This window comes from Micromonospora foliorum (genome assembly GCF_022229015.1).
GTDB lineage: Bacteria > Actinomycetota > Actinomycetes > Mycobacteriales > Micromonosporaceae > Micromonospora > Micromonospora foliorum.
On record NZ_JAKKFF010000265.1, the window covers coordinates 1 to 9,486 of the forward strand.

General features: G+C 72.7%; 12 protein-coding genes. 8 read left to right on the forward strand and 4 right to left on the reverse strand.

The genetic code is table 11. The features are described 5' to 3' along the window. Window positions 1-1,239 (forward strand): aldehyde dehydrogenase family protein (locus tag PSH25_RS19900; protein WP_238660519.1); only part of this gene is annotated, 1,239 nt, incomplete at its 5' end. Window positions 1,240-1,342: 103 nt separating this feature from the next. Here PSH25_RS19900 and PSH25_RS19905 read toward each other — a convergent pair. Continuing rightward, a complete protein-coding gene (locus PSH25_RS19905; protein ID WP_238660520.1) occupies window positions 1,343-1,744 on the reverse strand; it encodes a ChaB family protein in 402 nt (133 codons plus the stop codon). A gap of 176 nt (window positions 1,745-1,920) precedes the next feature. Here PSH25_RS19905 and PSH25_RS19910 point away from each other — a divergent pair, with 176 nt between their 5' ends. The 4 genes from PSH25_RS19910 (at window position 1,921) to PSH25_RS19925 (ending at window position 4,301) form a co-directional block, all read left to right on the forward strand. Further along, window positions 1,921-2,907, forward strand: coding sequence for a YihY/virulence factor BrkB family protein (locus PSH25_RS19910; RefSeq protein WP_238660522.1), 987 nt, complete (start codon window positions 1,921-1,923; stop codon window positions 2,905-2,907). 102 nt (window positions 2,908-3,009) lie between these two features. Beyond that, window positions 3,010-3,426: a DUF2795 domain-containing protein gene (locus PSH25_RS19915; RefSeq protein WP_238660523.1), complete on the forward strand. Its 417-nt coding sequence runs from the start codon at window positions 3,010-3,012 to the stop codon at window positions 3,424-3,426. A 52-nt stretch (window positions 3,427-3,478) separates the two neighbouring features. After that, the gene (locus tag PSH25_RS19920; RefSeq protein ID WP_238660524.1) at window positions 3,479-3,940 is read left to right on the forward strand and encodes an SRPBCC family protein; all 462 of its coding nucleotides are present in this window, start codon (window positions 3,479-3,481) and stop codon (window positions 3,938-3,940) included. A gap of 97 nt (window positions 3,941-4,037) precedes the next feature. Next, on the forward strand, window positions 4,038-4,301 hold the full coding sequence (locus tag PSH25_RS19925) for a hypothetical protein (protein ID WP_238660526.1): 264 nt from the start codon (window positions 4,038-4,040) through the stop codon (window positions 4,299-4,301). On the opposite strand, the gene PSH25_RS19930 is transcribed toward PSH25_RS19925, so the two are convergent. Beyond that, window positions 4,256-5,548 carry an MFS transporter gene (locus tag PSH25_RS19930; protein ID WP_238660527.1) on the reverse strand — a complete coding sequence of 431 codons (1,293 nt, stop codon included), beginning with the start codon at window positions 5,546-5,548 and terminating at the stop codon, window positions 4,256-4,258. The two genes, PSH25_RS19925 and PSH25_RS19930, sit on opposite strands and share 46 nt — an antisense overlap. 158 nt (window positions 5,549-5,706) lie before the next feature. Here PSH25_RS19930 and PSH25_RS19935 point away from each other — a divergent pair, with 158 nt between their 5' ends. After that, a complete protein-coding gene (locus PSH25_RS19935; RefSeq protein WP_238660529.1) occupies window positions 5,707-5,916 on the forward strand; it encodes a hypothetical protein in 210 nt (69 codons plus the stop codon). On the opposite strand, the gene PSH25_RS19940 is transcribed toward PSH25_RS19935, so the two are convergent. Next, window positions 5,913-6,362, reverse strand: a complete 450-nt coding sequence (locus tag PSH25_RS19940) for a hypothetical protein (protein ID WP_238660530.1) — start codon at window positions 6,360-6,362, stop codon at window positions 5,913-5,915. The genes PSH25_RS19935 and PSH25_RS19940 overlap by 4 nt on opposite strands. 160 nt (window positions 6,363-6,522) lie before the next feature. On the opposite strand from PSH25_RS19940, the gene PSH25_RS19945 reads away from it, so the two are divergent. Next, window positions 6,523-6,873: a DUF6401 family natural product biosynthesis protein gene (locus tag PSH25_RS19945; RefSeq protein ID WP_238660532.1), complete on the forward strand. Its 351-nt coding sequence runs from the start codon at window positions 6,523-6,525 to the stop codon at window positions 6,871-6,873. 67 nt (window positions 6,874-6,940) lie between these two features. Here the strand turns inward: PSH25_RS19945 and PSH25_RS19950 are convergent, their stop codons facing one another. Continuing rightward, window positions 6,941-7,750 (reverse strand): mechanosensitive ion channel family protein, encoded by an 810-nt coding sequence (locus PSH25_RS19950; RefSeq protein ID WP_238660533.1) that lies wholly within the window; start codon window positions 7,748-7,750, stop codon window positions 6,941-6,943. 198 nt (window positions 7,751-7,948) lie between these two features. Between PSH25_RS19950 and PSH25_RS19955 the strand changes: the two genes are divergently transcribed. Continuing rightward, on the forward strand, window positions 7,949-9,486 hold a 1,538-nt coding region (locus tag PSH25_RS19955; RefSeq protein WP_238660535.1), incomplete at its 3' end, for a SpoIIE family protein phosphatase.

The window sequence follows — 9,486 nt, forward strand, 5'->3', positions numbered from 1 at the left end:
GCGGCGGCGCTGCACCGGGCCGCGGACGCGGTGGCGGCGGTCACCGAGGAGTTGGCGGCGGCGGTCACCGCGGAGATGGGCAAGCCGTTGGCGGACGCTCGCGGCGGCGTCGAGGCGGGGATCGGCACCCTGCGACAGTATGCGGAACTGGCACCGCTGCACGGCGGGCGCACGCTGAACGGCGAGACCGACGCGCTGGACTTCCTGGCCCCGCAGCCGCGCGGCGTGGTCGCGGCCCTCACCCCCTGGAACGACCCGGTGGCGGTCTCCTGCGGGCTGCTCGGCGCGGCGCTGGTGACCGGGAACGTGGTGCTCTACAAGCCGAGCGAACGCACACCGGCGACGGGTTGGCTGCTGGCCCGAGCACTGGATCAGGCACTGCCGCCCGGGGTGTTGTCGCTGCTCACCGGCGGCCCGGAGGTGGGCGCGGCGCTGGCGGCGCAGGAGGTCGACGTGGTGGCGCACGTGGGTTCGACGGCCACCGGGCGGTCGATAGCCGCCGCCGCGGCCCGCACCGGCGCGAAGGTGCTCCTGGAGAACGGCGGCAGCGACCCGTTGATCGTGGACGCTGGCGTCGACCCGGAGTGGGCGGCGGAGCAGGCCGCGCTCGGCGCGTTCGCCAACGCCGGGCAGATGTGCGTGGCCGTGGAGCGGCTCTACGTGCACCGGGAGGTGGCCGACGACTTCGTGGCCGCGTTGGTACGACGCGCCGAGGCCCTGCGGGTCGGGCCTGGTCGGGACCCGGGCACCGAGCTCGGCCCGCTGGTCGACCGACGGCACCGCGACCACGTGCACGGTCAGGTGGCGGCCGCCGTGGCGGACGGCGCACGGGTGCGGGCGGGCGGCGAGGTGCCGGACGGGCCGGGGGCGTTCTACCCGGCCACCGTCGTCACGGACTGCCGCCACGACATGCCGCTGGTCCGGGAGGAGACCTTCGGGCCGGTCGCCCCGGTGGTGGTCGTCGACTCGTTCGACGAGGCGCTGCGCTGTGCGGCGGACTCCCCGTACGGGCTGGCCGCCACGGTGTTGACCGCGTCGATGAGTCACGCGCAGCGGGCCTGGCGGGAACTGCCGGTGGGCACCGTGAAAATCAACGCGGTGTTCGGGGGTGCGCCGGGGGGTGCCGCGCATCCGCGCCGGGCCAGCGGGCAGGGCTACGGGTACGGCCCGGAGCTGCTGGACGAGTTCACCGCCACGAAGGCGGTGCACATCGAGGCGCCGGGCGGCGGGCACTGGTGAACCGTGCGGGGGTGAACCGTGCGGGGGAGGTGAACGGTGCGGGCGGACGCAGGGGTGGCGCGCCCGCCCGTACCGCGTCGGTTGTGCCGTGGCGCGGCGGCCGTCAGTCGCCGCGGGCCTTGCGGGTGGCGCGGTCGTTGGCCTTCTCGATGGCGGTGACCAACTCCGGCTTGGTCATGCTGGACCGGCCGGGTACGTCGAGTTTGCGGGCCACCGACATCAGGTGGTCCTTGGTGGCGTTGGCGTCCACGCCGCCCGCCGTGGGGGCCCGTCGTTCCGGCCCGCCACCGGCGGCCTGCTGGTCGCTGGGGCCCTTGTGGCCCTTCGGCTCCCAGTGGTCGCCCACCTTCTCGAACTGGTGCTTCACCGCGGCGAAGGCGGTACGGTGCGACCGCTCCCCCTCGCCGTAGGTCTCGACCGCCGAGTCGTGCGTCTTCTCCCAGGTGCGCTGCGCCTTATCCGGGGAGCGCCGCAGCGTGCTGGGCAAGTCCTCGCGCCCGGGCATCTCGTCCTCCTCCGTGTCGACAGGGTCACCGTGACCGTTCCCCGGTGGGACGGCGGCAAACCATAGCGGCGCCGGCCGGAAGCCGGGTGGGTTTGTCGATTTCGCCATCCGGGTACCGCCGGGCCAGGCCAGACCGGACGACCGGTCATCCGGCGGCCGGGGCGCAGGGAGCGGGCATGACGACCACGGAGCCCGGTACGACGCTGGACGGCACATCGGGCACCCGGGTGCCCCGACGGATGCGGCAGCTGAGCTGGCGGACCTGGCGCGGGGTGCTGGTCCGCAGCGTGCAGAACTTCGTCAACGACAACTGCTCCGACTGGGCCGCCGCGCTGACCTACTACGGCGTCCTGGCGCTCTTTCCGTCCGCCATCGTGGTGGTGGCCCTGGTCGGCCTGGTCTCCAGCGGCGAGCAGACCGTCGACACGGTGGTCGACCTCGCCAACCAGGTGGGCGCCGGGGCGGTGCTGACCGACGAGGAGGGCGGCGTGGTCCGGGTGATCCGGACCGTGGTGCTCGACCAGAGCAACCCCAAGCTGCTGTTGAGTTTCGGCCTGCTCGGCGCGCTGTGGTCCGCGTCGGGCTTCATCGGGGCGTTCACGAGGGCCTCGAACGCCGTCTACGGGGTGACCGAGGGCCGCCCGGTCTGGAAGCTCCGGCCGCTGCAGATCGGCCTGGCGGCGATCACGCTGGTGCTGCTCGCGGTGGTCGCCCTCGGCCTGATCGTCAGTGGGCCGGTCACCGACGCCGTGGGCAACCTGATCCACGCCGGTGGTCTGGCCCGTACGACGTGGAGTGTGGCGAAGTGGCCGGTCCTTGCGATGATCATGATGGCGCTGCTGTCGCTGCTGTTCTGGATCGCGCCGAACGTGCGCCAGCCCCGGTTCCGCTGGCTCACCCCGGGTGGTGCGGTGGCCCTGGTGTCCTGGGCGGCGGCCTCCTTCGGCTTCGGCCTCTACGTGGCCAACTTCGGCTCGTACAGCACCACCTACGGCAGCCTCGGGGCGGCCATCGCGTTTCTGGTCTGGCTCTACCTGTCCAACTCGGCGCTGATGCTGGGTGTGCAGATCAACGCCGAGGTGCAGCGCGGGCGGCAGTTGCAGGCCGGCGACCCGGATCCGGAGGAGCCGGTGCTGCCGCCGCGCCGGCCCGCGGACGACTGAGCCTCCGTTTCCGGCTCGGATGTCCGGTCCGAGGCCGGGCCGAGGGCCGGTTCGTGGCCCGGTGCCGGTTTATCGGGTGAGGTGCCGGGTAGCGCAGAAGGCATGGAGCGTGGCAACAGCAAGCACGGACCGAGGATCGACGAACAGATGAGTCAGGAGGTCAGCGGCCTCGTACAGGGGCCGGGGACCGGTGGCTCTCGGGTCGACGAGTTCCGGGTGCCCGAACCGGCCGGTGAGGACCAGCCGGAGGCGACCACCGCCCCGGCGGGCGAGACGCGTAGCGGTGCCCCGAAGGGGATGAGTTCGACGGACGTCGAGCAGCGCAGCCGGCTCGGCCGGTTCATCTCGATGAGCGCGCTGCCGGGCGACCGTCTGGTGCTCATCGCCAGCGCCCGCGAGAACGAGGCGCCGGACGACATCGTGGCGGCGCTGGAACGGCTGCCCGAGGGCACCGTCTACCAGACGGTCTCCGAGGTCTGGGCCGCGCTGGGCAACAAGAACGAGACAACTCGCTGGTGACCAGGATCGCCCCCGATCCGGCAATCCACCCGCGACTGAAGGAGGTTCCCCAATGAGTGGCGTTACCGAACACGTGGACGTTTCCGTGCCCGTACGCACCGCGTACGACCAGTGGACGCAGTTCGAGGAGTTCCCCGAGTTCATGGAGGGTGTGCAGGAGGTCCGGCAGCTCTCCGACACGATGACCCACTGGACGGTGGACATCGCCGGGGTGAAGCGCGAGTTCGACGCCGAGATCACCGAACAGCTCCCCGACGAGCGGGTTGCCTGGCGCTCGACCGGCGGCACCCAGCAGGCCGGTGTGGTGACCTTCCACCGCCTGGACCAGGACAAGACCCGGGTCACCCTGCAGCTCGAGTTCGAGCCGCACGGTGTCGTCGAGCAGGCCGGCGACAAGCTCGGCATCGTCGACCGGCGGGCCAAGGGCGACCTGGAGCGGTTCAAGACCTTCATCGAGCGGCGTGGCCAGGAGACCGGTGCCTGGCGCGGACAGGTGGACCGTCCGCAGCCGTGACCCTGAGCAGTGACCTGAGATGGCCGTCGGACTCCCGGCGGCCATCGCCGTATCCCCGCGCCGTTTGCGATCATCGTGCCCGGGTACGGCTGTTGGTATGACCGACGACAACATCAGGGTGTGGCGGGACGAGGAACGGCTTCCGTTGGAAGAGCTGGAGCAGGCCGTGGCCGGCTCCAGCCTCGACGGGCAGGCCGACGACGTGACCGGCAACGACGCGGGGGAAGAGGCGACGTTCGGCCACGGGCCGGCAGCGGACGACCGTAAGGGGCAGGCCCAGGGCAACAGCCGGGAGGACACCGATCCGGAGCGCCGCTACCGGCCGTCCACCACCGGACGGACCGGTCCAGACGTCGGCTGACCCTCCCCACCAGGCTGAGCGGGCACCGGCTGCCCGGTGGGCCGGCCGCTCGAGCGACGCGCGTCCCACTCGTAGAGCGCGATCAGCGCCAGCGCGAGCACCAGCAGGGCCGAGCCCAGCACCTGCACCGACGTGTTGCCGATCAGCACGCCCAGCCCGGCCGGGACGAGCGCCGCACCGGTGCCCGCGGCGCCGATCTGCAGCCCGATGGCCCGGTCCGCGTGCGCCGCACCGACCCGTTCGGCGGTGGTGAGGGTGAGCAGCGGGAACACCGGCGCGGCGGCGAAGCCGATCACGACCAGGCCGAGCACCGCCAGGACGGCCGGCCCGGGAACGGCGACCAGAGCCGCACCGACGGCCATTCCGGCCAGGCTGACCCGCAGCACCAACCCCGCCCCCAGGCGCTCGGCCACCAGACCCTGCACGACCCGACCGACGAACAGGCTGCCCCAGTACGCGGAGACGCAGCCGCCGGCCACCGCCGCGCTGAGCCCGCGCCCCTCGGTCAGCAGCAGGAACGCCCACAGCCCCGCGGACACCTCGATCGCCACGTACAGCACGAAGGCGAGCGTCCCGGACCAGACCGCCGGCAGCCGCAGCGTGTCCCGGACCGTCGGTCCCGGGCCACCATCCGCGCCGGCGGGGACGACAGCGGCGCCCGCTGCGGTGCCGGCCGGGACGCCGCGGTGCCAGGCCCGCACGGTGAGCACGAACGCGACGGCGAGGACGAGTTGGGCGGCGGCCACGATGCCGTACCCCCAGCGCCAGGTCAGCCCGGCGCTCAGCGCTCCGGTCATGATCAGCGGACCGATGGCCACGCCGAGGCCGAAGAAGGCGTGCAACCAGTTCATGTGGCGGGGCCCGAAGGTCCCGGCGGCGTACGCGTTGAGCCCGGAGTCGACGGCGCCGGAGCCGAGCCCGACCAGTAGCGCGCAGCCCACCAGCACCGCCAGCACGGGGCTCACCGAGTAGCCGGCCAGCGCCAGGCTGGCCAGCAGGGTGCTGCCGGCGAGCAGGGCGCCCACGCCGATCCGGGCCAGCGTGAAGCCGGCCAGCACGCTGGAGGTGAGGTAGCCGACGGTGCCGGCGGTGAGCACCCACCCGACCGCCTCGGTCGGCACGTCGAACTCGCCCCGGATCGAGGGCCAGCCGACGCCGAGCAGACCGTCGGGCAGACCGAGACTGACGAACGCGAGGTAGGCCAGTAGGAGCAGTGCGGCGCGGGGGCGCGCGGGCGGGGTGGACACGAGGCACCATCCTGCCGCAGGGGCACTCTAGCGCCGTCGGCACCCGATCGCTCCCGGCGCAAAGAAGTCGTGTCCGTACGGTTGAGAAAACGGACAGCTCATCCAGAATCGGCCGATCGGAGGACGGCAAGCCGGCCCTTTCGCGTAAGAATTTCGGGATGCATCAAGGCTCCGGAATCCTCTCCACGCGTCAGCGCCGGCTCGCCTGGCTCGGCTTCCTGCTCGCCGCGCTCCAGGCACCCGTGTCCGCCTGGCTGGTCAGCGACGAGTCGTGGCTGTTCAGCCTGTGCGTCGCGCTGATGGTGGCAACCGTGATCATCGCTGACGACGCGGCGCGGCGACGCCCGGCCGACGCGACAAGCGACTAGCCCGCGCCACCCGGCCGGGCCTCGTGGCCCGGCCGGCCCCGGCTACGGCGGCGTTCCTTCATCTCCGCCTCGTAGAGGTGGCGCCGCCCGCCCACCAACTCGTCGCGGGCCTGCTGGTCCAACTCCCGGAACAGCGCGTGGTAGCCGTCGTCGAAGTCCTCGACGATCTGGAACGTCCACCGGCCGGCGATGACGTTGCGGCCGCGCAGCTCCGTGGCGATCCGGTCGGCGAGGTGCGGGTGCCCGGCGGAGCGGAACTGCTCCACCGCGTCGTCGAGCATCAGGTCGGCATGGCCGATCAACTGGTGCATCGAGTAGAGGTGCCCCCGGGCCCGCTCCACACACTCCAGCGCCTCGCTGAGCTTGCCGAGCGCGGCGACGGTCGCGTCGCTGACCCCGTCCGGCCGCCGGTGCCGCTCGTCCGGTCCATCCCCCTGCTGTCCCATCCGTGCCTCCGTGCCGTGTGCTGCCGTCCGTGACTGCTTCTCCTGCCCCGTCTGTGCCGGATCAACCCCCGCGGTCAGCGGTGATCGCCCCAGTGGCGCAGCCGGCATCCACCGAGCGGACGAGGTCGACGAGGTCACCGGTCGGTTAGCCTCGGTCACCATGCGTGTGCCGTTCAACCGGGTCGCCTCCCGTACCGCCGTCGACTCGGCGCGGTCCACCCTGGCCGCCCTCACCGTCTCCGTGGGCACTGTCGGGCTCACCGCCGCCGCCGCGCGACCGGGGCTGCTGGCCCTCGTCGACCAGCACGCGGCGGCCGTCCGGGACAGCCTCGACGGGGACCGCACGCCGCTGACCTCCGCGGCGCTCGCCGGTTACGCCGAGGGGGTGCGCGCCGCCGCCCTGGAGCACGGGTGGACGGCGCCCACCGGGCCGGTGGACTGGAGCCGCCCGGAGTGGCTGCTCACCCGCCTGGTCGCGGTCTGCGCGCTGGCTCGCGCATTGGAGGACTGACGCGAGGGGAGGGCGCCCCGCGTCGTACGCGGAACACCCTCCCCACCCGCCGTGGCGTTACGTCCCGCTACGAGCGGTACTGCTGGGTCTCGTCCACCCGAGGCATCGCCTGGGTGCGGTCACCCCCGCGGTCGGCCATCTGCCGCTCCACGTCGCTACGCCCGGCCGAGGTGGCCTGACGTTGCTGCTGCACCGCCCGAGCCTCCTGGGCCGCCCGGTCCAGCCAGCCGTCCCACCGCTTCTGCATCGGCTTCACGAGACCACCGCCGACGCCTACGATCAGGATGCCGGCCACCGTGGCGAGCACCGCGATCAGCACCGGAGTGGTCACCGTGGTGGCGATACCCACCTGGTTCAGGGCGGCGATCACACCGAGCGCGATGATGAAGATCGCCGTCAGGTCGGCCAGGACCTTGCCGTACGAGAGTCCTCCCAACGCCCCGGTGACCAGATCCCGCACAGCGTTGGCGATCGCGGCCGCGATCACCACGATGACGATCGCGATGAACGCGCGCGGCAGCCAGGACACCACGCCGCGGATCAGGTCACTGATCGCGTTGGGCCCCCAGACTCCGAAGGCGAACTGCAGCGTGAACAGCAGTACGGCGTAGTACGCCAGTCTGGCCAGAATGTCGCTGGCGTCGTACTTCGTTCTCTCCAGGGCCCGTTTGATGCCACCACGTTCGACGGCTTCGTCGAAGTGCACCCGTTCCAGCACCGTATCCACGATCTTGAGGACGGCTCTGGCGATGAGCCAGCCGACCACGAGGATGACGATGAAGGCCACTGCCTTCGGGATGAAGAGCAGCACCGACCTCCAGGTGTCGGCGATGGCATCGCCGATGTCGGCCTGCCGGACCGCGAGGGTTTTCAGCATGATGTCCCTCCTGTCGCATGGACTGCGCCGGGCGCATACCCGGCAACCGGTCCGGCACTCCGCGCAGCGCGCGGCGTTTTTTGCGACAGACCTCCGGACAGGGGCCCTGAACTGCCCGAACGGCCACCGGAACGGCCGCGGCGACGGCCCGCCGCCGTGGTCTGATGCCTTTTCCGGTCGGCCGACTAGGCTGCGAACATGCCAGGAACGGTCGGGCGGGTCCCCACGCCAGCAATTCCGGGCCCGGGCGCACCCACCGGGTCGGCCGTCGGCGTGCTCGCTCATGACTGGGCCAACACCGCGCTGGGCCCGGCCGACGACTGGGACGTTTCCCTGCGGGCCGTGGTGGAGCTGATCCTCGCCTCGCCGATGCCGATGGCCCTGGCGTACGGCGACGACCTCGTCCTGCTCTACAACGCCGGCTACGCCGAGCTGCTGGGCACCAAGCACCCGAGCGCCCTCGGCCGTCCGGCCGCCGAGGTGTTCGCGGAGATCTGGGCGCTGCCCGGCGTCGGTGCGGTGATCGAGCGCTGCTACCGGCAGGGCGTGCCCTTCCTGGAGAAGGAGTCCACCCTGCCGTTGGTCCGTGGGCACTCCGCGACGGTGGAGCAGGCGGTCTTCACCCGGGGTTACTCGCCGGTGCGCGACAGCGCCGGGCAGATCGTCGGCGTGTTGACGGTCGCGGCCGAGACCACCCACGTCACCGAGCAGTTGCAGAGCCTCAGCGAGGTGGCCGCGGCGCTCGCCGGCACCCTCACCCTCGACGACGTGGCCCGGGTGGCGCTGCGGTACGCGATCACCACGTTCGACCCCGACCAGGCCTCGTTCGCTGTCGACGAGGGCGGCGGCGGCTGGCGGATGGTGCGTCGGGTCCGTGGCGAGCTGCTGGACGAGGCCGACGAGCGGCTTCCCCCGCTCTGGCGGCGCGCGGCGGCGGACTGGTCGGCCCCCGTGGTGCAGGCGGCGCGCTCCGGCGGCCCGTCGTTCACCCGCGACGGGCAACCGTTGCGGGACACCGCCGTGGACCGGCACGACCAGAAGATCCGCGCGATGGCGGCCCTGCCGCTGGGCACCTCGGTGGTCCGCGGTGGGCTGGCGGTCGGCTACCAGGTCCCGCACACCTGGTCACCCGCCGAGCGGGCGCTGTTGGCCGCCTCGGCCGAGCTGATCGGCCAGGCCGCGGAGCGGGCCCGCCGGTTCGAGACCCAGCACGGCACGGCCCAGCTGTTGCAGCGCAGCATGTTGCCGGAGCACCTGCCGGATCTGCCCCGGTTGCGGATCGCGGCCCGCTACGACCCGGGTGTGGACGGCAACGCTGCCGGCGGCGACTTCTACGACGCGTTCCTGCTGCCCAACGGCACGCTCGGCGTGGTGCTGGGCGACGTCGCCGGGCACGACGTGCAGGCCGCCGCGCGGATGGGGCAGGTGCGGGCCGCGCTGCGCGCCCTGGCCCTGGCCGACCCGGCGCCCGCCGCGGTCCTGGCCGGCCTGGACCGGCTGGTGACCAGCCTCGGCGCGGAGGCCGGCACCCACGAGCTGTTCGTCACCGTGGCGGTCGGGGTGATCGACGCGGAGCGGCGGGAGCTAACCCTGTCCAGCGCGGGGCATCCCCCGCCGCTGATCCGCCAGGGCCACCCGGAGGGCCGGTTCCACGCCGAGTACCTCGACATATCGGCCGGCCCGCCGCCGGGCCAGCGCGGGCGGCCCGGCGCCCGCCCCCGCGCGCGCCCGACCGG